Genomic DNA, 22,853 nt, shown 5'->3' with positions numbered 1-22,853 from the left:
CGGGTTCACCCGGTGACGGACGCGGTCACCGTTCGGGCCGGGGAACCTTCGGCGGGCAGTCGGGCCCGTCCGGGTTCGTCGCCACGCAGAGCGGTGCCTGCCGCATCTTGGTGTAGTTGTCGGCCTTCTTGCCGACGCTGGAGATGGCCGAGGTGAAGAGCGGGTCGAGGTTTTCGCCGACCCCGCACCCCTTGAACGGCGGGATGTGCGCGTATCCGGTCAGGTTTCCGCCGGTCGCCACGAGATAACCGGCCGGCGGATAGCTCTGTCCGTACCCCTTCAGGACCTGCTCGAAGGGCCGTTCGGTGCGGCAGTTCGGGCCCACGTCCAGCGGTACGCCGTTGACCTCGACGTCGTACAGGCGCATCGAGAGCTGGGCGGTGACCGTCGATTCCTCGGGGTAGGTCGGGGTGTTGGTGACCGTGTGGGTCTGGACGACGGCCGGTGGCCCCACCTGCTCCAGCACCATCGTGGCGGTCGTCGGCATGAACCCGTAGGCGAGGAAGGTCGCCTTGGTCGGCGGGAGCTGACGCTTGCCCTCGTAGTCGAACTCCACCTCGGAGGTGACGTCGACGGTCGAGGCGCAGGAGTCGTTGATGTACCGCTTGTTGAGGACCACCTTCATGAAGGCGGGTCCCAGGGCGGCGGCCCCGTCCAGCTTCACGGCGTTGGCGTACCCGGCCGCGTACGTCTCGGCGGTGGTCATCACCCACTCGGGCGGGATCTCGATCGGGCAGCTTCCGGGGTCCTCGTCGTCGAGGGCTTCGAGCCGCTCCTCGGTGAGGTCGTCGATCTTCCGGTGGGCGTCGGGGTCGAGCCCGGGGGCCGGTGGGGCGGGGGGTGCGGGGGGCTCCGGTGTGTCCTCCCCCGGGGCGGGGGCGGGGGCGGGGTCGCCGGGTGTGGGCGCGGGGGCCGTCGGCGTGGCGCTGTCGCGGACGGTGATACGGGCGAGGGGGCGTTCCTCGTCGTCGGCGGGCTCGCAGGCGACGGTGAGCTCCGGGGGTGAGGTGGGGGCGCCGTCCTCGGTGAAGGAGGCCAGGGTGAGGGTGAGCCCGGCCGGTGCGATGGTGGCGGGGCCGGGGGTGCCGAAGGTGACGGTGGGGACGTCTCCGGTGGTGGCGAGCACCACGCCGCCCTCCGTGGGCAGGGGGGTCTCGGGCGCCTCAAGCCCCTGCCAGGCGGCGTCGGCGGTGTGCTCGCCGGAGGTGTTGCGTACGGTCAGCTCGGCGGTGGCCGTGAGGGTGGTGGCCTCCAGGTCGGTGAACCGGCCGAGCGCCGACGGCTCCAGGCTCACCTCGACGGAGACGTCACCGGGGCGGATCTCCTCCCCCGTCGCGGCCGAGAGGGGAAGTACGGCCCTGATCGCGACGTCCGCCTTTTCCGGGCCCGAGGGGAAGGTGCACGTATAGGGGACGGTGACCTCGGAGGTCTGGTCGGCCGCCACCGATTCGGCGCCCGGAATGAGCGCGGTGGCGACGACGAGGGCCCCGCCCACGGCCAGGTGGAGCGGTCGTCTCGCCGCGGCGCGTGCATCGACGGTCATACGAATGGTGTCCTTCCGGCGCGCGCGGGCCCATCGGTGCGATGGCTGCGAAATGGGGTCCACTTCTCGGCAACGGCCTTTCGGACGGACTCGGAATGGTCCCTACCGACGGGTACGCTACGCACCCTTCCGGGCGCCTGGGAAGAGCCGGGAATTCAGCCGTTTCGCGGGAATGCGGTTCTTGGCATGCGATGACAATTCCGTCCCGCAGAGTTGTCGGCGAGTGAGTGGAAATGCAGGCAGGTGCCCGGCCGCCGGACCGCACGGCCGGGCACCACGCTCACGAACCGCACATCGTCGGCCTGGGATCAGCCGCCGATGACGGGAGATCTGTCAGCCGCTGATGACCGGGGACTTGCCCGAGGCCGTGTTCACGATGGTGTAGAGGCCCTGGAAGCCGGCGGTGGTGCCGACGATGCCGCAGCCGCCGCCGACCTTGTTGCTGATGGTCAGCGTGAGACCGCCGCCCGCCGTGTTCAGCGTGCCGTTGCTCCCGCCGGTGCTCGGGTTGTTGTACTTGCCCGCCACCTTGCCGGCGACGTCGAAGGTGCACGGGCCCAGCAGGCTGCTCCCGCTCACCTTCGCCTTGATCGCCCGGATCTCACCGGTCACCTGGCCGGTGGAGTTGGTGCCGGCACCCGCCGCGTAGTCGAGGCCCCAGATCTGCCACGGAACCGTGGTGGTCACGGTCCACGTCGAGCTGAACGGGCCGGTGCAGGGCGAGTTGAACGAGATCGCCGAGATGGAGGCGAGCTGCGCCGGGGAGCCGGACACCGGGGAGGTGGGGGCCGAGCCCGACGCCGCGGAGGTCGCACACTGGATCTTGTTGCCGTTGTTGTCGGTCAGGACGGTCACCCCGGCGCTGCCGGTGAAGGCACCGGTCGGCGTGATGGTCCAGCTGGACGGCGCGGCGACGGCCGAGGGAACGGCCAGGGCGAGGGATGCCGCGGCGGCACCGATCGCGGTCAGTACACCGGATCGCTTGATCATGGAATTGCTCCTTCTTTTTCTTGTCCCGTTGGGGATACGAATGGACGTGCGCACGAGGAATCGGGCGGCACGCTTCGAACTGGACCGGAGCACCTCCTTCTTCGGGTTGTGCGGGGCCCTCGGGGGAATGGAGGGCGTCGGCCGCTACCGCTTCGCGGAGTGCCAGAATTCCGACAGCTTCCGGCCCTCGTCCGGTGCCAGGCCGGCCGGGTCGTAGGGGCTGCCGAAGTAGGTCGAGGTGTTGTCGAGCTTCACGCTGTTCTTCCCGGCGGCGGACGGGAGACCGGTCTTGAGGTTGACCGCCCAGTCCAGGAGTCCGGCTCCGCAACCGCTCGCCCCCGGGACGGCGAACGCGGCGTCGCTCTGGTCGGCGCCCGCGAAGGTGTACCGGCCCATCTCGCCCTCGTCGTCGCGGGTTCCGTCGGCCGCGAACCGCTGGAGCGAGAGGCTCGGCGCGTTGAGGTTCTGTGGCTTCAGCAGCACGGGGTTGGCGGTGGTGCCGATGTAGCACTTGTCACCGAGGAACGGGTTCTTGAGGTGGATGCGGACCGGAATGGTGAGAATGGGCTCTCCGGTGGAGAAAGCCGCGCCCATATTGAAGTCCCTCGGCGCACCGGCGGGTTCGATGGTGGCCGTGATCCGGTTGAGGTTGTTGTCCGTCAACTGGCGGCAGATCGCGGAGACGAAGGGAATCGCGCTGGGGCACATCAGCCCGAGCAGCCCGCCGGGAACGTCGGCCGGGTCGGCGGTGAGCGCTCCTCCGGGGGGTGCCACCAGCGAGTTGGTGCCGTTGCTGTGCTGGATGACGCCGAGTTGCAGATCGCTGTTGCCGGTGGGGACCCGGCTCTTGCCGAGCGTGATGGAGCCGGTGACCGAACTCGACGAGATACAGGTGGCGATATCGGTGATGCCGTCCGCCGCGAGCATGGCGGGCGCGTCCACCGGGCAGCGGTCGAACGGTGCCCAGTCGCCGTTGAGCTGGGGCGCCGCGGCGGCCGAGCCGGTGGAGAGCACGGCGCTGAACGCCGTGACTGCCGCGAGCAGCCCTACGCGGGTGCGGTTGGAAACGGATCTCATGGCGTCCCCTCTTGTCGGCCGCCACCATTGCGGCCCTGTACGCGGAGTTGACCGGTTCGCCGACGCGTGCACGCCACCACCGCGACGGGGGCGTCGTCGGCAGGAGCGGAGAGGCGGGGTGGACCCGGGGGAGGAAGATCTGAGCGTCAAATTTCGGGCAGATTTCTTGACCGAATTGAACGAAGCGTGATGTTACTCGCGGGAAACACAGCGACACAATCCGTCCGTTCAAGAATTTTTCCGCAGCCCTGTTTTTGATCCGCAGATGAGTAACCGGGGGTCACCCCTTTATCAAGGAATGCGTATCCGGAACCGCCGGAATAGGGAGCGGCGGCCGGAACCCGGCCCCGGATGCCCCGCGCCGGAACGGCTCGGGGCCCGTCGCCGCCGTTGTCACCACCGGAGCAGGCGGCCGAAATTCATTGTCCGAAAGCGCGTAGTGGCGCCCGACCTGCGCGAAAGTCCCACCGCACGGACGAGATGCGTGCCCCCTGCACTCCGATCTTGTCCAAGTGGTGTGCAGCGCTTGTTCCTTGGTCTATCTTCGTCGCGGACTTGGTACGCACCTGTCGGTTCGTGGGAGCGCTTTCCCTCACCGTCTCACCCCACCACCGGGCGCCGAGAGCAGAGGGGACATGGCATGGCACACCTCATACAGCCGTTGGACACCGAAGACCCCCTGGGGCCGCTCCCCCAGGAATTCGCCGCGATCATGCGGCCCGAACTCCCGAGCCTCATCAAGGAGATCGGCGTCGAGGTGACCCGCGCCTATCCGGTCTACGCCCGGCTGCTGGACGGCCCGAACGGCCAGGCGATCCGGGTGGGCGTGGAACAGAGCCTGGCCTCCTTCGTCGACCTGGTGGCCGAGCCCTCCGCCTCCACCACCCTGCGGGACGACATGTGCCGGCGGTTCGGGCGGTTCGAGGCGTACGAGGGCCGGAGCATGGAGGCCCTTCAGGGCGCCTACCGGCTCGGGGCGCGGGTGGCGCTGCGGCGGGCCAAGAAGGTGGGGCAGAGCTACCACCTCTCCCCCACCCTGATGCTGAGCTTCGCCGACGCGCTCTTCGCCTATGTCGACGAGCTCGAATCGCTCTCCCGCGAAGGCTTCCTGGAGGTCCAGTCGCAGTCCGGGGAGCAGAGCGAGGCACTGCGCCGGCGACTGCTCCACCTCATCCTCGCCGGACGCCCCGCTCCCCGCAGCGCCATCGCCGACCTCTGCGAACAGACCGGCTGGCCCCTGCCTGCCGAGGTCACCCTGGTCGCCGTCCGCGCCCCGGCGGCGCTGGACCGGCTCAGCGCGGACCGGGACGTCCTGCTCGATCTCAGCGACCCGCAGCCGCACTTACTCATCCCCGGCCCCCTGGACGGCGCGCGAAGATCCATGCTCGAACAGGCCCTGCCCGCCACCCGTGCCGCGATCGGGCTGACCGTGCCGACCGACCTGGCCGGCGACTCGATCCGCTGGGCCCGCCGGGTGCTGGAGCTCGTCGACTCCGGCGTGATCGACGACGCCCCGCTGATCCGCTGCGAGGACCACCTCATCACCCTGTGGCTGCTCTCCGACCCCGCCCTCCTCGACCAGCTCGCCCAGCGGGAGCTGGCAGCGGTGGCGGGGATCAGCGCCACCCGCCGCGAGCGGCTGATCGAGACACTGCGGATCTGGCTCGACACCCGGGGCACGGCGGCCCAGATGGGCGAACTGCTCGATGTGCACCCGCAGACCGTGCGCTACCGCATGCGCAGCCTGGAGACCATCTTCGGTGACCAACTCGTCGATCCGGAAAGCCGTTTCGCCACCGAGGCCGTGCTGCGCGCGCTGCGACTGCGGGCCCGCCCGGCCGGCACATCCCCCTGATCCGGATCACGTTCGGCGCGACAGGTCAACTTACCCGCGCGTAAGGGGAAATACACGGTCAGTCCCAAACGGTTGCGACACGGAGACGTATCCGACGAGAAACCCGGAACCGCGTCCCGTACACAAGGAGGAGTCCGCCGCTCATCCAGCGGCGGCACCCGTGCACCGCCTCCTGGCCGACCATCCGAGAGGGAACACCCCATGACCGCCTCGCACCTCCTCGTCCCCGTGCCGATCCCGGACCGGGTCGCCGCGCTGATCGGCTCGTGCATCCCGCCGCACATCCTGGAGGCGGAGTTCGAGGCCGACTGCGCGGCCCGCGAGGTCCGCAGGTTCCGGGGGCCCCGGCTGGGCGTCGAGGACCAGGCCGACCGCGAGCAGGCCCTGTCCGAACTGGCCCGCGCCAACAAGGTGCTGGCCGCCCACCACCCCCGGCTGACGGTGGGGCCGGGCTCGTTCTCCTGAACCGCCGGACGCCCGCCTGCCACGCGCCGGACACCCCTGGAGGTCAGCGCGCCGTGGCGCGGTGCTCGGTCGGAGTGATGCCGCGGAGCCGTTTGAAGGCGACGCTCAGGGCGAAGGCGTTGGCGTAGCCGACCTGCCCGGCGACCGCGCCGACCGTGGCGTCCGTGCCGCGCAGCAGGTCGGCCGCCAGGGCGATGCGCCGGGAGGCGAGATAGGCCATCGGCGGTTCGCCCACGTGCGCGGTGAAGCGGCGGGCGAGCGCGGCGCGGGAGACCCCCGTGGCGGCCGCCAGCCCGGCCACCGTCCAGGGCCGGGCCGGGTCGTCGTGGAGCAGCCGCAGCGCGTGGTCCACCACCTGGTCGTCCATGGCCCGGGACCAGAGCGTCGTGTCCGCACCGGAGCCGACGCACCAGGTCCGCAGCGTGGAGAGCAGCATCAGGTCCAGCAGCCGGTCGCGTATCACCTGCTGTCCGGGGCCGTCCGCGGCGACCGCCTCGACGACCAGGTCCCGCAGCGTGCGGTCGCAGTCGGCTTCGGCGAGCACCAGCACCTCGGGCAGCGCCCGGAGCAGCCGCTCGTCGATCTCGCCCCGCCCGGTGTAGGCACCGCTGAGCAGGAGGGCCGAGCCGTCCGGCCCTTCCCCGGACTGGGCGCCGTCGCCGCCGACGCAGTACTCGGCGCCGCTGATCACGGCTTGCGGCGGGGTCGCCGGGTCGTCCGCGACGGTGTACGGGGCCCGGCCGCGCAGGACCGCGATGTCCCCGGTCTCCACCGCGACCGGTTCACCCGTGGCGGGGACGATCCACGCCCGGCCGCGCACCATGGTGGCCAGCGTCAGCGGCGAGCCCGCGGCGAAGCGCAGGGACCAGGGCCCGTCCATGACGGTCTGCCGGAACAGGGCGCCCCGCGCTCTGACTCCGTCCAGCAGTTCGGAGATCACGTCCACGCCTCCACCGTAGACGTACAGGTAGGCAAGCGAGCTTCGGAGCCATGGATCGCCCGGCGGGGAGGGGCTTGACTGGCCGCATGACCAACCATCCATTTCTGATCACCGGCGGTACAGGAAAGATCGGCGGCCGGGTCGTGTCCCGACTGCGGGAGCGGGGCGCTCCGGTCCGGGTGGGCTCGCGCTCCGGTGAGCCGCCCTTCGACTGGAACGACCGCACCACCTGGGACACGGCCCTCGACGGCGTGAAGGCCGTATGTCTCGTACCGCTCGACGGGGAGCTCCTGACCCGCCCCTTCGTCGAGCGCGCCGCACAGCTCGGCGTCGAACGCGTCGTCCTCGTATCGGGGCGCGGTGTGGACGTCCCGGGGTACTCGGGCGAGGCCAACCTCGCCGGTGCCCCCCATGTGGACGGGGAGAGCGCGGTGCGCGGCAGCGGTGTCGCGTGGACCGTCCTGCGGCCCGCCTGGTTCGCCCAGAACTTCAGCGAGGGCCTCTTCCTGGACGCGGTCCTCGCCGGAGAGCTGCGGCTGCCCGCCGGGGACGGTGCGGCCTCCTTCGTCGACGCCGAGGACATCGCGGCGGTCGCGGTCGCCGCGCTCACGGAGGACGGCCACACCGGGCGGACGTACGAGCTCTCCGGCCCCCGCGCCCTGACCTTCGCCGAGGCCGCCGCCGAGATCTCCGGGGCGACCGGCCGCGAGCTGCGCTATGTCCCGCTCTCGCACGAGGAGTTCGTCGGCGAACTCACCGCACAGGGCTGGCCGCCCGCCGCCGCGCAGGACTACGCGGAGGCGGTGGGCCCGATCCGGCGGGGGATGGACAGCCACCTCTCCGACGGCGTACGCCGGGCGCTCGGCCGTGAATCGCGCGACTTCACGGACTTCGTGAAGGCGTCCGTGGGGGCGTGGGGCGGCTGACAGTCACCGGGGGCGTACGGGGAACCAGCAGCGCCCCCGTACGCCCCCGGTAGCAGGCCCGGGCCGAGCCGTCGGGGATAGTGGGCGTCCATCCGTATCCCTCCCCGGAGACCCCATGTCCCCCGTGCTTCTCCCCGGCGGCGAAGGCCGCCGCCCCTCCCTCCTCCTCGTCACCGACCTCGGCTACGAGGCGCGCGGGCGGCGCTACTGCGACGAGGACATCTTCCTGGCCTCCCGGCTGCGCGAGGAGTTCGACGTCGCGCTCTGCCACCCCCGGGACGCGGCCGCGCTGGTGGACCGCTTCGACCTCGCCCTCGTACGCAACAGTGGTCCTGTCCTGCACTACCAGGAGGCGTACGAGGCGTTCCGGGCCCGCGCCCGGGAGCTGCGGGTGCCGGTCCGCAACCCGCTGGACGGGCGCGGGGACATGGCGGGCAAGGAGTATCTGGTGGAGCTGAGCCGGGCCGGGTATCCGGTGATCCCGACCGTGGACCGGGCGGCGGATCTGGGGCTGCTGCCGGAGGCCCGGGAGTACGTGGTCAAGCCGAAGCTGGGGGCGGACTCGGTGGGGCTGCGGTTCGTCACGGGGGCGGAGGCCTCGGCTGAGCTGGAGCGGGCGGCCGGGGGGAGCCTGCTCGTCCAGCCCCGGATCGACTTCCGGTACGAGGTCTCCTTCTACTTCGTCGACCACGACTTCCAGTACGCGCTGTACGCGCCGGACCCGGAGCGGCGGTGGGTGCTGGAGCCGTACGCGGCCGACGCGGCGGATCTGGCGTTCGCGCGGCGCTTCATCGCGTGGAACTCCCTCGACCGCGGCATCCAGCGGGTCGACGCCTGCCGGACGGCGGAGGGCGGGCTGCTGCTCGTGGAGCTGGAGGACCTCAATCCGTATCTCTCGCTCGACCGGGTGGACGAGGAGGTCCGGGAGGCGTTCGTGGCACGGCTGAAGAGGTCGCTGGCCTCGTCGGCCGGCTGACCCCCGTCCGGCCTTTCCCCGCATGCGGGCGGCGGGGGCCGGTGTGAGGGTGCAGACGTGACCACTGCCAGCGAGCAAGCCCCCGCCGCGCAGAGTGCCGCCGCGCCGCCGCCCGTCCTGGACCGGCGGCGGCGCAACATCATCTTCACCACCATCGTGCTCGGCATGCTGCTGGCGGCGCTGGACCAGACGATCGTGGGCACGGCCCTGCCGACGATCGTCTCGGACCTGGGCGGCGGCGAGCACATGACGTGGGTGGTCACCGCGTATCTGCTCACCGAGACGGTGGCCACCGTCCTGGTCGGCAAGTTCGGTGACCTGTTCGGGCGGAAGCTGGTCTTCCAGATTTCCACGGTCATCTTCATCACCGGCTCGTTCCTCTGCGGTCTCGCCCCGGACATGCTGATGCTGATCATCTGGCGCGGTATGCAGGGCATCGGCGCGGGCGGCATCATGGTCACGTCGATGGCGCTGATCGCGGATGTGATCCCGCTGCGCGAGCGGGGCAAGTACCAGGGTGCGATCGGGGCCGTGTTCGGCATCTCGACGGTGATCGGGCCGCTGCTCGGCGGGCTGTTCACCGACCATCTGACCTGGCGCTGGGCGTTCTACGTCAACGTGCCCATCGCCATCGTGGTGGTGATCGCCGCCGCCCGCAACATCCCCTCGGTGAAGGCCGTGGGACGGCCGGTCATCGACTACGCGGGCATCGCGCTGGTCGCCGCCGGGGCGAGCGCGCTGATCCTCGCGACGAGCTGGGGCGGGAACGAGTACGCCTGGGGCTCGCCCGTGATCATCGGGCTGTTCCTCGCCGGGATCGTCGCCCTGACGCTGTTCCGCCGGGTGGAGACGCGGGCGAAGGAACCGATGCTGCCCATGCGGCTGTTCCAGAACCCGGTCTTCACCGTCTGCTCGGTCCTCAGCTTCATCGTGGGATTCGCGATGCTGGGCTCGATCATCTTCCTGCCGACCTACCTCCAGTACGTGGACGGGGACTCGGCGACGCTCTCGGGCGTGCGGACCCTGCCGCTGGTCGCCGCCCTGCTGGTCGCCTCGGTCTTCAGCGGCTCGGTGGTCAGCAGGACCGGCCGCTACCGGGTGTTCCCGATCGTCGGGACGCTGGTCATGGCGGCCGGGCTCTTCCTCCTCTCCCGGATGGGGCCCGAGAGCGGGGTGTGGCTGGAGTCGCTCTTCATGGTGGTGCTGGGGATCGGGATCGGGCTCGCCATGCAGGTGCTGACGATCGCTGTGCAGAACACGGTCGACTACGCGGACCTGGGTACGGCGACCTCGGGCGTGACGTTCTTCCGTACGCTCGGCAGCGCCTTCGGTACGGCCGTGTTCGGGACGATCTACGCCAACGCGCTGACGCCCAACCTCACCGACGGGGTCGCCCAGGCGGTGGCTGCGGGCGGTGACCCGGCGGTGCTGGCCCGGGCCTCGGAGAGCCCGCAGGCGCTGCACGCACTGCCCGCCGCCCAGCTGGAGCCGCTGGCCCAGGCGTACGCGCAGACGCTGCACACCGTGTTCCTGTGGACGGTTCCGGTGGCGCTGATCGGCTTCGTCGTCGCGCTCTTCCTCAAGGAGGTGAAGCTGCGGGACTCGGCCCGGCTCGCGTCGACGGACATGGGCGACGGCTTCGCCCAGCCCGGCAGCGGCGACTCGGAGAAGCTTCTCGAAATCTCGGTGGCCGCGATCCTGCACGGCGCCGGTCCGGACACGGCCCGCCGGATCGTCAGGGAGTCCGACACGCGGCTGGACCTGGCGGGGGCCTGGGCGGTGATGCAGGTGGACCTCTTCACCCGGTTGGTGGGCCATGCGGGGCTGAGGCTGATCGCGGCCCGGCACCGGCTGCCGCCGGAGGTCCTGGTCCCCGTCTTCGACCGGATGATCGAGGAGGGCTACCTCACCGGGGACGGCCGGCTCTTCTCCCATACGGCGGCGGGGCGGCGCGAGGCGACCGTGATCTCCGACGCCTGGGGCCGCTGGCTCAACGAGCGGCTGGCGGAGGACGGCGCCCGGCCCGACGACGCCCAGCTCCGGATCGCCGTCGACATGATCGCGAAACGGCTGCTGGCGGAGGACCTGGCCCAGGAGCTGTCCCCGGACCCCCACCCGGGCGGTTCGACGCGGGTGGGGGCCCCGGCCTGACTCCTCCGGGCCCCGGCCTGAGCCCTCGGGCCGGACGCGGTCCCAGGAGCGGGGCGGAGCTCAGTCGGCGAAGACCGCCGTCGCGTAGACCCAGGCGCCCTCGTGGCGGACGAAGCGGCTCTGCTCGTGGAGGGAGTCGGGGCGGCCGTCGTCGTTGTAGCGGGCGCGGAAGGTGACGGTCCCGGTGGTGTGGAAGGCGCTGCCCTCGGTGGTGTCCAGGATCTCCAGCCCGGTCCAGCGCATCGCGGGGTCGAAGTCGACGCCGGGCGGGCGGGTCTCCGGGTGCCAGGTGCGCAGCAGGTACGCCGCGTCCTGGACGGCGAAGGCCGCGTACCGGGAGCGCATCAGGGCCTCGCAGGTCGGGGCGGCGGCGCTGCCCGAGTGGAAGCGGCCGCAGCACTCCCCGTAGGCAGCGGTGAGGCCGCAGGGGCAGGGCGAGGCGGGAGTGATGCGCGGGGCGGCGGGCTGCCGGGGGCGGGAGGGGCGTCGTGACATGGGTCCATTGTGGCCCGGCAGGACCGGCCCGGCAGGCGGGCGCCCGGTCACCGGGGGAACACGGCCGCTCACAGCAGGGGTTGACACCTCGCGGGGCCTCGGGCGAGAGTCCGGCGCGTGGAGATCAACGAGCTGACGCCCGCCGAACGCCGTGTCCGGGACGCCTTCCCCAGCGGTGCCCCCGTCGACTTCCGTACGGGATCGGCGGCGGCGGACGACCCCGAGGGCGGCGCCGACTGGGGGCCGGAGCGGACCGTGCGGGCCGAGGTGCTGCGCGCCCTGCTGCTCGGCGGGGAGCGTACGCCGGGGGAGGTTCCGGCGTTACGGGTCATGGGGGCGCGGATCACCGGGCCACTCCGGGGGCGCTACGCGGTGGCGGAGTGCGCGGTGCTGCTGACCGGCTGCCACTTCGACGAGGCGCCCGATCTGTACGGGGCGCAGCTGCGGCAGCTGAACCTGAGCGGTTCGGTGCTGCCCGGGCTGGTCGCGGGGACGATCCGGGTCGACGGGGTGGTGCAGCTGAGCGGCTGCCGGATACCCGGTCCGGTGCGGCTCGGCGCCTCCCGGATCGCCCGCGCCCTCGTCCTGGACGGGACCAGGATCGGGGTGCACGCGGACGGCTCCACCGCCGCGAACGACGAGCCGGTCCTGCGGCTGAACCACGCGGTGGTCGAGGACGATCTGTGGTGGCCCCGGCTGGTGGTGCACGGCGAGGCCAGGATCGACGGGGCGGCCGTCACCGGGCAGATCCGGATGGACGACTCCGAGCTGTGGAACCCGGGCGGCACCGCACTCCAGGCGGAGAACGTCACGGTCGGCTCGGACCTGCACGCCATGCGCGTCCGGGTCCGGGGGCGGGTGAACCTGCGGGGCTGCCGGATACCGGGCCAGCTGAACTTCGCGTACGCCCGCCTCACGCACCCGGGCGGGGTGGCTCTGCGGGCGAGCAGCATGACCGTGGGAGAGCTGTGGCTGCGGGAGGCGGCCCCGATCGAGGGCCTGGTGAACCTGCGGCGTTCCCAGCTCGACGTGCTGCACGCCGATCCGTCGGTCTGGCCGCCCGTGGTCCAGTTGGAGGGGCTCACCTACACCTCGCTCCTCCCCCATCTGCCCGCCGCCCGGCGGCTGCCGCTGCTGGAGCGGGAGGAGGAGGGGTACGTACCGTTCGCGTACGAGCAGTTGACGGCGGCGTACCGGCGGATCGGTGACGACGACGCGGCCCGTACGGTGCTCCTGGCCAAGGAGCGCAGACGGCGCGGGACCCTGCCCGCGTACGGCCGGCTCTGGGGGTACCTCCAGGACGCCGCCGTGGGGTACGGGTTCCGGCCGGTGCGGGCGGCGGGCTGGCTGTTCTCGCTGCTGCTCGTGGGGACGGTGGCGTACGCGACGCACCATCCCGGGCCGTTGAAGGAGGACGAGGCGCCGCCGTTCAGCCCGTTGTTCTACACCCTGGACCTGCTGCTGCCGATCGTCGACTTCGGCCAGGAGAAGGCGTTCAACCCGCAGGGGTGGTACCAGTGGCTGGCGTATCTGCTGATCGTGACCGGGTGGCTGCTCGCGACGACGATCGCCGCGGGCATCACCCGGTCCGTCAGCCGCCATTGACGGGGCGCGGTCCGGCCGTGTCCGGTCAGGGCTTGCGGGCGACTCCCGCGTAGCCGGGGATCGGCTCGTCACCGGGGACGTCGATGACCTCGCCGAGCTCCGGGTGCCAGTCGGCGGAGAGCGAGACGCCCGGCTCGACCAGTTCCAGGCCGTCGAAGAAGGCGGTGAGCTCGGCGCGGGAACGGGGCCGCAGCGTCATCCCGCGCTCCTTGTACATGGCCCGGGCCTGCGCCGCGCCCTCCGGGTTGAAGTCGCCGGTGGTGTGCGAGAGCACCAGATAGCTGCCGGAGGGGAGCTGGTCGACCAGCTTGTCCACCAGCTCGGCCGCGCCGTCCTCGTCGTCGATGAAGTGCAGCAGGGCCAGCAGGGAGAGCGCGACCGGCCGGGTGAAGTCCAGGACCTTGCCCGCCTCGGCGAGGATCGTCCCGGGTTCGCGGGCGTCGGCCTGGATGTACTCGGTGGCGCCCTCGGGGGTGGAGCGCAGCAGGGCCGCCGCATGGGCCAGCACGATCGGGTCGTTGTCGCAGTAGACGATCCGGGCGTCGCGGGCGGTCCGCTGGGCGATCTGGTGGAGGTTCGGCTCGGTCGGTATGCCGGTGCCGATGTCCAGGAACTGGCGTACGCCCTGCTCGGCGAGCCAGCGGGTGGCCCGGTGCATGAACGCCCGGTTGACCCGGGCCATGTCCCGGCCCCGGGCGTCCAGTTGGAGCAGTTGCCGGGCCATCTGTTCGTCGACCGGGTAGTTGTCCTTGCCGCCGAGGAACCAGTCGTACATCCGGGCGGGATGCGGTTTGGTGGTGTCGATCTCGACGGCCTGAGGGTCTTGCCCGGTCATGGCGCACTCCATGGGTAGTGGTCCGGATGTACGTGATGGTGCGTCAGGTGAGAAGGAAATCCGCCTGGCCCGCCTTGGCGCCCTGGATGAACGCGGCGATCTCGCCGTTGGAGTAGATGAGCGCGGGGCCGTCCGGATCGGCGGACTGGCGGACCGCGACCCGGCCGTCCGCGAGCTTCATGGCCTCGATGCAGTTGCCCCCGTTCCCGCCGCTCCAGGGCTTGTACCAGCCTTCGGAGCCGAGGTCGGCGGCCGGCATGCCGTTGTATATGTGGTTCATCACAGCTCCTTGCGGAAGTCCCGGAGGATTTCCTTCGTGCGTTGTGCAGTCGCGGCCTGGGCCGCCATGCGGTCCATGACTTCGAGGTACGAGGCCACCTCGGGGCGGGCGTCGAAGTAGACCGCTCCGGTGAGGTACTCGCTGAAGACCATGTCCGGCAGTTCGGGGATGGCGAACCGGAAGAGGACGAAGGGACCGTAGGTGCCCGGGTGGTGGCCGGTCGCGAACTCCGCGATCTGCAGGGTGACATGGGGCAGCTCGGTGGCTTCGAGCAGCTTGTCGGTCTGGGCGCGCATCGCCTGCGCGTCGCCGACGGGCCGCCGCAGGACGGTCTCGTCCATGATCACCCAGAGTCTGGGGGCGTCGTCCTTGGCGAGCAGTGCCTGCCGTTCCATCCGCAGGGCCACATGGCGCTCGATCTCCTCGGGCCGGGTCTGGCCGACGGCTCCGGTACGCATCACGGAGCGCGCGTACTCCTCGGTCTGGAGCAGTCCGGGGACGAAGTGCGGCTCGTACATGCGCAGCAGGCTCGCGGCGCCCTCCAGGCTGACGTACATGCTGAACCAGTCGGGCAGGACGTCGTGGAACCGCTGCCACCAGCCCGGCTTGTTCGCCTCCTCGGCCAGTTCGACGAAGGCGTCGGCCTCGGCGTCGGCGACCCCGTACGCCTTCAACAGCAGCTGGACGTAGGGGATCTTGAGGCCGACCTCGGCCGTCTCCATCCGGCGTATGGTCGCGGGGGCGACCCGGAGCACCTTCGCCGCCTGGTCACGGGTCAGACCGACGCGCTCCCGCAGGTCCTGCAGCCGCTTGCCGAGCACGACCTGGCCCACGGTCGGGGCGGACCGCGGTTCGCTCACTTCAGACCTCCCCATGCGCTGTTTTGCCAGCAGTGTGCCATGGGTGCGCCCCCAACGACACAGCCACTCTGCAATTTTCAGAGTGCCCCTTGCCAAGTGTCCTCGACAGGGGGAGAGTTGGATGTCGAACCAGTTCGCTCAGTCATGGCCGCTTCCCGGACACCGGGGGACGGGGCGTGACGCAGCCCCCACTGTGAGGAATCGGTCGTGGCACCTGGCAGTGCGCTCATCCCCCGGCTCATGGATCTCAGCCCCGGGACGGAAGCGCTCCGTTACTGCTTCGCGCTGCCCGCGCACCCGGAGTCGGTGGCCGGGGCACGGGAGCTGACCCGGGCCAGGCTGGAGACCTGGAAGGTCGGCGGCGATGTGTACGACGCGGCCGTCCTCATCGTGTCGGAGCTGGTCACCAACGCGGTCGTGCACACGGCGAGCACCCGTGTGGTCTGCGAGCTGCGCTGTCTGGGCGGACGGCTGCGGATAGCCGTGCAGGACCAGGGTCACCAGCCCGGCGGCCCCCGGCTGCGCCGCTGTTCGGACGACGAGCACGGGCGGGGTCTGCTGCTGGTCGACTCGATGAGCAGTTCATGGGGTTCGCACGACGCGGGGGACGACTCCGGCCGGATCGTCTGGGCGGAGCTGGCGCACGGCTCGGAGCGGCCATGCTGAGGAACGCCCTGTCCCGGCTGCGCGGTGCGCACCGCTCGCGCCCCGCCGAGGAGGCCGGCGGCGGCCGGGTCCAGCTGTCGCTGCCGCCCTCGATGTCGGCCACCCTGGGCTGTGACGCGGTCGGCGTGCCCGCCCGGCACGGCTTCCGGCTGATGTCCCATCTGCCGCGCACCGGCTGTGTGTTCGCCGACGCGGACCGCTGGTGGTGGATCGTCCCGGCCGGATCGGACCTGGATCTGGACTGGCCCGAGCAGGTGATGTACGCCCGGGGCGCCGACGTCCCCGCCGTGCGCCCCAAGCTGATCCACTCGCCGGACAGCCTCACCCCGTACACCCCGCCCATCCCGCTGTTCCTGATGGTCTGCCAGCTCGCGGGGGTCGCGCCGAGCTGGGCCAGGAGCGCGGTTCCCGCGCCCTAGGGAGTGTCGAGGTAGGCGAGTTGAGGGTGGGCCTCGCGGTAGCCCTCCACCAACTGCCGGGCCACCGCGACGGAATCCACCAGCGGGTGCAGCGCGAAGGCCCGCACCGCCGCCGCCCGCGACCCGCTCTCCGCCGCCTCCAGCACCGTACGCTCCACGGCCTTCACCGCCGTGACGAGACCGACGGCGTGGTACGGGAGCGGCGAAACGGCCACCGGATGGGCCCCGTTGGCGTCGACCAGGCAGGGCACCTCCACCACAGCTTCGGCGTCCAGCGCCGAAAGGGCCGTGCGATTGCGGACGTTGAGGATCAGCGAGGTGCGCTCGTTGCGGGCGATGGCCCGCATCAGGGCGAGGGCGACCTGTTCGTAGCCGCCGGACTCCAGGTCGCCCTCCTCGCGCTCGCCCGCCCCGGCGACATCCCGGTTATCCGCCATGTACGTGGCCTCGCGCTCGGCGCGGGTGCGGTCCCAGGTGGCCAGGGCGGGCGTGCCGGGCTCCCGCATCCGGGCGTAGAAGCCCTCCTGCTGGTCGCGGAGGAAGGCGCCCCGGGTCTGCTCGGCCTCCTGGTAGGCGGCGGTGGCCTCGCGGTTGAAGTAGTAGTAGTGCAGGTACTCGTTGGGGATCGCGCCGAGCGAGCGGAGGAGATCGGTGCCGAAGAGGCGGCCCTCCTCGAAGGAGCCCAGCAGCGCGGGATCGTCCAGCAGCCGGGGCAGTTCGTCGCGCCCGTCGACGTACAGGCCGCGCACCCAGCCGAGGTGGTTCAGGCCCGCGTAGTCGATCCAGGCCCGGTCCGGGTCGGCGCCCAGGATCCGGGCGATGCGGCGGCCGAGCCCCACCGGGGAGTCGCAGATGCCGATGACCCGGTCGCCCAGGTGGCGGGACATGGCCTCGGTGACCAGTCCGGCCGGGTTGGTGAAGTTGATGGTCCAGGCGTGCGGGGCGAGCCGGGCGATGCGCCGGGCCAGCTCGACGGCGACGGGGACGGTCCGCAGCCCGTACGCGATGCCTCCGGCACCGACCGTCTCCTGCCCCAGTACGCCGAGGTCCAGGGCGACGCGTTCGTCGGCGGCCCGTCCGGCCAGGCCGCCCACGCGGATCGCGGAGAAGACGAAGTCGGCGCCGCGCAGCGCCTCGTCGAGCTCGGTGGTGGCGACGACTGCGGGCGCGTCCGGGATGCCCCGCGCCTGTTCGGCCAGGACGCGGGCGACGGCGGTGAGCCGGTCGGTGTCGGTGTCGTACAGGGTGACCCGGGAGACGCGGCCCTCGGCGTGATCGCCGAGGAGGGCCCCGTACACGAGAGGCACCCGGAATCCGCCACCGCCAAGAATTGTCAGCTTCACGCTGCTCGATGGTACGGGGGTGGGGTCCGCGCACGCCGGAGCGGCGGCCCCGGCTCGCGCTCGGCGGTGGCCCCGGAGTCCGCAGGTACGGGTCCGGGGCCACCACCGGAGCGGGTCAGTAGCCGTTCCACCAGCGGGAGACGGCCTGCCAGAGCCGGGCGGGGGCGGCCGGGCGGCGCTGCCTCGGGATCACCGCCGTGCCGGGGGCCGGTTCACCGGTCGCCGGGGCGGGTACGGGCGCGGGGGCGGCGGCCGGGCGGTGCTGCGGCGGTGCGCCCGGGGCGTGGGCGGGCTGCATCCCCGCGACGGAGTGCGCGGGCTCGGGAACGGGGCGGGCCGGGGAGGAGATCTCCCAGTCACCCGCCGGGCGGACCGCGCGGGCCATCACCGAGAGCGGATCGGAGTCCAGCTTCTGCTGCGGGCTGGGGGCGAACTTCACCGGCAGCTCGACCAGGTGGCGGGACATGATGTTGCCGACCCAGCGCAGCTCGCTCTCGTCGGCGGCGAGCTCCAGGTCCGGCAGCCGCATCAGCAGGGCGTCGACACCCACGTCCGCGATGGCCCGGCCGATGTCCTGGCCGGGGCACTCGTGCGGGCCGCCGCTGAACGCGAGGTGGGCGCGGTTGCCCTCCATGTTGGCGGTGAGGTCGGGGCGGACCGTGGGGTCGGTGTTGGCCGGGGCGATCCCGACGAGCAGGGCGTCCCCCGCTTTGATCTGCTGGCCGCCGAGCTCGGTGTCGCCGACCGCCCAGCGGCCGAAGACGGCGGTGAAGGGCGGCTCGTCCCAGAGGGTCTGCTCCACCGCCTCGGGCACGGTCATGTGGCCGCCGCTGAGCCGGGCGCGGAAGCGCGGGTCGGTGAGGACCATGCGCAGCACGTTGGCGATGAGGTTGGCGGTGGACTCGTACGCCGCGATGAGGATGAGGCGCAGATGCTCGACGACCTCGATGTCGGTCATCGTCGCGGGGTGCTCGACCAGCCAGGAGGCGAAGTCGGGGGCCGGTTCGGCGCGGCGGCGCTCCACCAGGCGCGTCAGCACACCGACGATGTAGGCGTTGCTGGCCACGGCGGTCTCGGTGCCGCGCGTCATGTCGCGGGCCGCCTGGACGAGCCGCTCGTCGTACTCCTCGGGCATGCCGAAGATCGCACACATCACCATCATCGGCAGATGCTCCGCGAACTGGCTCACCAGGTCGGCGCTGCCCTTCTCGGAGAAGTCGTTGACCAGGCGGTTACTGAAGCGGTTGATGTGGCGGCGCACGCCCCGGGTGTCGATGCGCTCCATGCTGTCGGTGACCGCGCCGCGCTGCCGCTCGTGCTTGGCGCCGTCGGCGAAGACGCAGACGGGCTGCCAAGTGAAGATCGGGGCGAGCGGGTGGTCCGGGGCGACGCTGCCGTCCTGGAGGGCCCGCCAGCGCCGGGAGTCCCGGGAGAACTGGGACGGCGTACGGGTGAGGTGAAGGTTCTCGCTGTGGCCGAGGACCAGCCAGGCGGGCACGTCGCCGTGGAGCAGGACCGGGGCGACCGTGCCGTGTTCGGCGCGGAGCTTGGCGTAGAGGCCCGCGGGGTCGTTCTCCGCCTCGGGGCCGTAGAGCCGGCGCAGGCCGCCGGGGCCGATGCCGAGGTTGTGGGCCGGGCACTGGGGCGGCGGGACGGCGCCGGGTTCGTGGTGGAAGGGGGTTGTCACAGTGGCTCCAGGGATCAGGAGGGCCGAGGTTCGAGCACGGGCAGCAGGCAAGAGGGGTGTACGGGGGTGTACGGGAGCGCGCACCGGGGGACCGGCGCACGCCCCCGGCGTCGGGACGGCCGGGAACCGTCCCGAGGCCGACGGGCGTTGGGCGAGGGGGGCGGCCGGAGCCGTTCCGGGCCCTCGGCGGGCGGATCGGCCGCGACCGTTCCCGGCCGTCAGGCGAGCGGGACGGCCAGGCTGTGCAGATAGCGCATCAGGGTCATCAGCACATCGCGGCTGGAGGCCCGCAGCCGGGCGTCGCAGTCGATCATCGGGACCTCGTCCGGCAGGTCGAGGGCTCTGCGCAGGGCCTCGACCGGGTGGTGCGGTGCGTCGGGGAAGGTGTTGACGGCCACCACGAACGGCACTCCGCGCTCCTCCAGCCGCCCGATGACGTCGAAGCTGACTTCGAGCCGCCGGGTGTCGATGAGAACCACGGCGCCGAGAGCCCCTTCAAAGAGGCCGTTCCACAGGAACCAGAAGCGTTCCTGGCCGGGGGTGCCGAACAGGTAGAGGATCAGCTCCTCGCTGAGGCTGATCCGGCCGAAGTCCATGGCGACGGTGGTGGCGGTCTTCGTCTCCACCCCGGCGTTGTCGTCCACGCCGACGCCGGCCTGGGTCATGGTCTCTTCGGTCGTCAGGGGCCGGATCTCGCTGACCGAGCCGACCATGGTCGTCTTGCCGACCCCGAACCCGCCGACGATCACGACCTTCACCGCGGCGGTGGCCGTGGTGGGGAGGACGTCCTCGCTGCGGGGTCCGGTGATCGTGTCAGAGCTTCTGAAGTCCATGCATCACCGCTTCGAGAAGGGACCTGTCGGGGAGTGTGGCGCGGACGATCGGCGCACGCGACTCGATGAGTTCGGTCGCGAGGAGATCGCTCAGGAGCGAGGTGACCACGCTGAACGGCAGGCTGAGGTAGGCGGAGATCTCGGCGACCGATAACGGGGCCTGGCAGAGCCGCAGGATCGCGGCCTGCTCCGGCTGGAACGTCGGCGAGGGCTCGGCCTGCGCGACGACCATCGTGACCAGGTCGAGTGCGGCCCGCTCGCTGTCGTCGAGATCACCGGTGATCACGTACAGCCGTTCCGGGTCGATGAGCGCCGGATCGGTCTTGCGGCGTTCTCGTCGGGGTCCGCTCATCCGGACTGCCCGCCGTGGCGGGGCGGACTGGTCAGGTGGGCACCGATCCGCACGACCATGTCCCGCATCCGGGCGCCGACCAGTCCGGCGTCCACGGTCTCGCCCGCCAGCACGGCGAGATACGCCCCGGTCCCGGCCGCCATCAGGTAGAAGAAGCCGCCGGTCACCTCGATGACGACGAGCTTCATCAGGCCGTCGCTGTAGGGGATCTCGGTGGCCACGGCAGCGGCCAGGCTCTGCAGCCCGGCGCAGGCCGCCGCCAGCCGGTCGGCGACATCGGGGTCGCCGCCGTGCATGGCGATGCGCAGCCCGTCCGAGGAGAGCACCACGATCTGGTGGATGCTCGGCACGTCGTCGGCCAGCTCCTTGAGCATCCAGTCCATGTTTCCCCGCTGCTGGATCACTTCAGGTCTCCCTTGTCCCACGCGTCATCGGAGTCTTCGCCGTGCTTCGGTTCCTGCGGTACGCCGTTGACGGCCTTGGTGAAGGCCTCCAGCCAGAGGCCGGGGGGCTTCTCGCCACCGGAACCGCCGTGGCCGCCCTGTCCGCCGTGGCCGCCGCCGTCCGGGTGTCCGCCCCGGCTCGGCAGCCCGCCGTTGACGGGGGCGGGCGGCGGGGGCTGCTGCGGCAGGTTGTGCGAGCCGAGCGGGGCGCGGCCCCGGCTGCGGCGCTGCGGCAGTCCGTTCTCGGTCCACTCGGTGACCACCGGAAGGTCGTCCTCCATGGCCGCTGCGGGCACGGCCGGACGGGCGGCCGCGGTGGGGGCGCCGGTGGGGGCCGGTGCGGAGACGGACGGCACCGGGCCGGTGGCGGCGGGCTTGGGCTTGCGCTTGCCGGGCGGCGGCACGACGTGCTGGAGCTGCGACATGTCCAGCGAGCTGGTGGGCCGCGAGGTGGCGCCGATGCCGTGGGCGATGCCCGGGGCGGGCCCGGTGGTGATCATGTCGCGCGGCACGATGAGGACCGCGCGGACACCGCCGTACGCCGACTGACGCAGGGAGACCTGGAGTTGGTACATCCGCGAGAGCCGCCCGACGACGGCCATGCCGAGCCGGGGGGACTCGCCGAGGTCGTTCATGTTGATGCCGGCCTGGGCCTGGGCGAGCATGTTCTCGGCCCGGGCGCGGGCCTCCTCGCTGAGGCTGACGCCGCCGTCCTCGATCTCGATGGCGATGCCGGTCTGCACCTCGACCGCGGTGACGTGCACCCGGGTCTGGGGCGGGGAGTAGCGGGTCGCGTTGTCGAGGAGCTCGGCGCAGGCGTGGATGAGCGGCTCGACCGAGGTGCCGACGATGGCGACCTTGGCGATCGAGTGCAGATCGACGCGCTGGTACTCCAGGATCCGGGACATCGCGCCGCGCAACACGCTGAACAGCGGTACGGGCTTGGGCCACTGACGGCTCGGCCTGGCCCCGCCGAGAACGGCGATGGAGTCGGCGAGCCGGCCGATCAGCGCGGTGCCGTGGTCGATACGGAGCAGGTCGTCGAAGACCTCGGGGTTGCGCCCGTAGTGGTCCTCCATCTCCCGCAGTTCACTGGCCTGCCGGTGCACGATCGCCTGGACCCGGCGGGCGACGCTGACGAAGGCACGCTGGGCGGAGTCACGCCGGGCCTCCTCGTTGTCGATGACTTCGAGGACCTGGTAGATCTGCTCGCGCAGCGCCTTGGGCAGATGGCGGTTGGCCGCATCCGCGTCGACGATGTCGCGCATCACCTCCTCGGGCGAATTGCCCACCCGCAGACGCCGGATGGCGGCGGGCATGACCTCCTTGGTGAGCCGCACCGTCTCGGAGTCATGGCTGAGGATGCGGTGTTCCAGATAGGCGATGCGCTGTTCGTACTCCGCGCGCTGGGCGGCCATGGCGCGCTTGCGGCGGTGCAGCGCCACGGTGAGCACGGCGACCACGATCGTGGTGATCGCGCCGCACACGGCGACTGGTATCCGCGCGGCCGGGACCACCAGGGCCGCACCGGCGGCGGTGGCGCCGGCCAGCAGGACCACGGGCGGCAGGACTACGCGGACGACGGGGACTGCTCTGTCGGTCGGCGGTGATTCAACACGGACCATCTAAAACCCTCTGGCGGTTGATTCCTGGATGTACCGGGATGTATACGCACGTGAGCGGAGACTCATGAACAAGTGCTCGAATTCGTATCAACTCGACTTCACTGCGCGTGAGCTTAGCCAGATCAGAACAGGGGATCGGCATATTCACCCAACCCCCTGCGGGAGCGCGCGAAGAGGAATACACTCACCAGTTTTTGCACTCACCGCTGTGAAGCGTGCGCATGGAGTGACGGTGGCGAAAATCCAGCCGCTCAGCTCCTGCCGCGTACCGGCTGGAGGGACAGCGATGGGCCCCGGATGCCTGACAGCCGGTCACTTTCGCTGCCCCGCAGCCGACTTCGTACCGCACAGCAGGACAGAGGCACAGATGATCGAACCGGATCGAAAGAAGCAGATTCCCGACCACTCGGGGGGTGACCAGGAAAATCGCTGGTCTGACGCGTATACAACCGCCGTTTCCACGGACCCGCTCCCGGACCGGCCGAAC

Annotated in this window: 22 protein-coding genes; 8 read left to right on the top strand and 14 right to left on the bottom strand. The window is 71.4% G+C overall.

Going from position 1 to position 22,853, the window contains the following annotated elements; all coding sequences use genetic code 11:
- Positions 1-25 precede the first annotated feature (25 nt).
- From ACFW9Z_RS11635 to ACFW9Z_RS11625, 3 genes are all read right to left on the bottom strand, one after another.
- Complete coding sequence (locus tag ACFW9Z_RS11635; protein WP_384638013.1) at positions 26-1,543, bottom strand: DUF6801 domain-containing protein; 1,518 nt, start codon at positions 1,541-1,543, stop codon at positions 26-28.
- Positions 1,544-1,876: 333 nt separating this feature from the next.
- The gene (locus ACFW9Z_RS11630) at positions 1,877-2,533 is read right to left on the bottom strand and encodes a hypothetical protein (RefSeq protein ID WP_384638010.1); all 657 of its coding nucleotides are present in this window, start codon (positions 2,531-2,533) and stop codon (positions 1,877-1,879) included.
- A 144-nt stretch (positions 2,534-2,677) separates the two neighbouring features.
- Positions 2,678-3,610: a hypothetical protein gene (locus tag ACFW9Z_RS11625; RefSeq protein ID WP_384638007.1), complete on the bottom strand. Its 933-nt coding sequence runs from the start codon at positions 3,608-3,610 to the stop codon at positions 2,678-2,680.
- 640 nt (positions 3,611-4,250) lie between these two features.
- Between ACFW9Z_RS11625 and ACFW9Z_RS11620 the strand changes: the two genes are divergently transcribed.
- Together ACFW9Z_RS11620 and ACFW9Z_RS11615 are read left to right on the top strand one after the other, a co-directional pair.
- Positions 4,251-5,465, top strand: coding sequence for a helix-turn-helix domain-containing protein (locus ACFW9Z_RS11620; protein WP_384638005.1), 1,215 nt, complete (start codon positions 4,251-4,253; stop codon positions 5,463-5,465).
- Positions 5,466-5,666: 201 nt separating this feature from the next.
- A complete protein-coding gene (locus ACFW9Z_RS11615; RefSeq protein WP_084751960.1) occupies positions 5,667-5,930 on the top strand; it encodes a hypothetical protein in 264 nt (87 codons plus the stop codon).
- Between the two features lie 43 nt (positions 5,931-5,973).
- Here the strand turns inward: ACFW9Z_RS11615 and ACFW9Z_RS11610 are convergent, their stop codons facing one another.
- Positions 5,974-6,876: an AraC family transcriptional regulator gene (locus ACFW9Z_RS11610; protein ID WP_384638002.1), complete on the bottom strand. Its 903-nt coding sequence runs from the start codon at positions 6,874-6,876 to the stop codon at positions 5,974-5,976.
- A gap of 80 nt (positions 6,877-6,956) precedes the next feature.
- On the opposite strand from ACFW9Z_RS11610, the gene ACFW9Z_RS11605 reads away from it, so the two are divergent.
- The 3 genes from ACFW9Z_RS11605 to ACFW9Z_RS11595 all read left to right on the top strand — a co-directional run bounded on the left by ACFW9Z_RS11605 (position 6,957) and on the right by ACFW9Z_RS11595 (position 10,923).
- Positions 6,957-7,796 carry an NAD(P)H-binding protein gene (locus tag ACFW9Z_RS11605; RefSeq protein ID WP_384638000.1) on the top strand — a complete coding sequence of 280 codons (840 nt, stop codon included), beginning with the start codon at positions 6,957-6,959 and terminating at the stop codon, positions 7,794-7,796.
- Positions 7,797-7,911: 115 nt separating this feature from the next.
- Positions 7,912-8,772, top strand: a complete 861-nt coding sequence (locus ACFW9Z_RS11600; protein WP_384637997.1) for a hypothetical protein — start codon at positions 7,912-7,914, stop codon at positions 8,770-8,772.
- A gap of 57 nt (positions 8,773-8,829) precedes the next feature.
- On the top strand, positions 8,830-10,923 hold the full coding sequence (locus tag ACFW9Z_RS11595; RefSeq protein WP_384637994.1) for an MDR family MFS transporter: 2,094 nt from the start codon (positions 8,830-8,832) through the stop codon (positions 10,921-10,923).
- Between the two features lie 60 nt (positions 10,924-10,983).
- Here the strand turns inward: ACFW9Z_RS11595 and ACFW9Z_RS11590 are convergent, their stop codons facing one another.
- Entirely contained in the window at positions 10,984-11,418 is a 435-nt protein-coding gene (locus ACFW9Z_RS11590) for a YchJ family protein (protein ID WP_384637991.1), read from the bottom strand.
- A gap of 117 nt (positions 11,419-11,535) precedes the next feature.
- On the opposite strand from ACFW9Z_RS11590, the gene ACFW9Z_RS11585 reads away from it, so the two are divergent.
- Positions 11,536-13,023: a membrane-associated oxidoreductase gene (locus ACFW9Z_RS11585; RefSeq protein WP_384637989.1), complete on the top strand. Its 1,488-nt coding sequence runs from the start codon at positions 11,536-11,538 to the stop codon at positions 13,021-13,023.
- Between the two features lie 25 nt (positions 13,024-13,048).
- Here ACFW9Z_RS11585 and ACFW9Z_RS11580 read toward each other — a convergent pair whose 3' ends face one another.
- Genes ACFW9Z_RS11580 through ACFW9Z_RS11570 form a run of 3 tightly spaced genes read right to left on the bottom strand, consistent with a single transcriptional unit; the run spans position 13,049 to position 14,998 of the window.
- Positions 13,049-13,858 carry an SAM-dependent methyltransferase gene (locus ACFW9Z_RS11580; protein ID WP_384637986.1) on the bottom strand — a complete coding sequence of 270 codons (810 nt, stop codon included), beginning with the start codon at positions 13,856-13,858 and terminating at the stop codon, positions 13,049-13,051.
- 43 nt (positions 13,859-13,901) lie between these two features.
- Positions 13,902-14,138 (bottom strand): DUF397 domain-containing protein, encoded by a 237-nt coding sequence (locus ACFW9Z_RS11575; protein ID WP_030573999.1) that lies wholly within the window; start codon positions 14,136-14,138, stop codon positions 13,902-13,904.
- Complete coding sequence (locus ACFW9Z_RS11570) at positions 14,138-14,998, bottom strand: helix-turn-helix domain-containing protein (protein ID WP_384637983.1); 861 nt, start codon at positions 14,996-14,998, stop codon at positions 14,138-14,140. The genes ACFW9Z_RS11575 and ACFW9Z_RS11570 overlap by 1 nt, the downstream gene beginning before the upstream one ends.
- A 207-nt stretch (positions 14,999-15,205) precedes the next feature.
- On the opposite strand from ACFW9Z_RS11570, the gene ACFW9Z_RS11565 reads away from it, so the two are divergent.
- Together ACFW9Z_RS11565 and ACFW9Z_RS11560 are read left to right on the top strand one after the other, a co-directional pair.
- A complete protein-coding gene (locus ACFW9Z_RS11565; RefSeq protein ID WP_384637981.1) occupies positions 15,206-15,664 on the top strand; it encodes an ATP-binding protein in 459 nt (152 codons plus the stop codon).
- Positions 15,658-16,083 (top strand): hypothetical protein, encoded by a 426-nt coding sequence (locus tag ACFW9Z_RS11560; protein WP_384637978.1) that lies wholly within the window; start codon positions 15,658-15,660, stop codon positions 16,081-16,083. The genes ACFW9Z_RS11565 and ACFW9Z_RS11560 overlap by 7 nt, the downstream gene beginning before the upstream one ends.
- On the opposite strand, the gene ACFW9Z_RS11555 is transcribed toward ACFW9Z_RS11560, so the two are convergent.
- The 6 genes from ACFW9Z_RS11555 to ACFW9Z_RS11530 all read right to left on the bottom strand — a co-directional run bounded on the left by ACFW9Z_RS11555 (position 16,080) and on the right by ACFW9Z_RS11530 (position 22,366).
- Complete coding sequence (locus ACFW9Z_RS11555) at positions 16,080-17,426, bottom strand: 6-phospho-beta-glucosidase (protein WP_384637975.1); 1,347 nt, start codon at positions 17,424-17,426, stop codon at positions 16,080-16,082. The genes ACFW9Z_RS11560 and ACFW9Z_RS11555 overlap by 4 nt on opposite strands.
- A 115-nt stretch (positions 17,427-17,541) precedes the next feature.
- Positions 17,542-19,113, bottom strand: coding sequence for a cytochrome P450 (locus tag ACFW9Z_RS11550; protein WP_384637972.1), 1,572 nt, complete (start codon positions 19,111-19,113; stop codon positions 17,542-17,544).
- A 218-nt stretch (positions 19,114-19,331) separates the two neighbouring features.
- The gene (locus tag ACFW9Z_RS11545) at positions 19,332-19,946 is read right to left on the bottom strand and encodes an ATP/GTP-binding protein (protein WP_003964952.1); all 615 of its coding nucleotides are present in this window, start codon (positions 19,944-19,946) and stop codon (positions 19,332-19,334) included.
- Complete coding sequence (locus tag ACFW9Z_RS11540) at positions 19,927-20,298, bottom strand: DUF742 domain-containing protein (protein WP_084751934.1); 372 nt, start codon at positions 20,296-20,298, stop codon at positions 19,927-19,929. The genes ACFW9Z_RS11545 and ACFW9Z_RS11540 overlap by 20 nt, the downstream gene beginning before the upstream one ends.
- Complete coding sequence (locus tag ACFW9Z_RS11535) at positions 20,295-20,702, bottom strand: roadblock/LC7 domain-containing protein (protein WP_006128841.1); 408 nt, start codon at positions 20,700-20,702, stop codon at positions 20,295-20,297. Before ACFW9Z_RS11535 ends, ACFW9Z_RS11540 begins: the two co-directional genes overlap by 4 nt.
- Positions 20,699-22,366: a sensor histidine kinase gene (locus ACFW9Z_RS11530; RefSeq protein ID WP_384637969.1), complete on the bottom strand. Its 1,668-nt coding sequence runs from the start codon at positions 22,364-22,366 to the stop codon at positions 20,699-20,701. The genes ACFW9Z_RS11535 and ACFW9Z_RS11530 overlap by 4 nt, the downstream gene beginning before the upstream one ends.
- Between the last annotated feature and the right edge of the window lie 487 nt (positions 22,367-22,853).

Source organism: Streptomyces sp. NPDC059452, from assembly GCF_042750035.1.
GTDB lineage: Bacteria > Actinomycetota > Actinomycetes > Streptomycetales > Streptomycetaceae > Streptomyces.
Note: the sequence above shows the minus strand (reverse complement) of the source record. Positions and strands in the feature narration are given on the sequence as shown.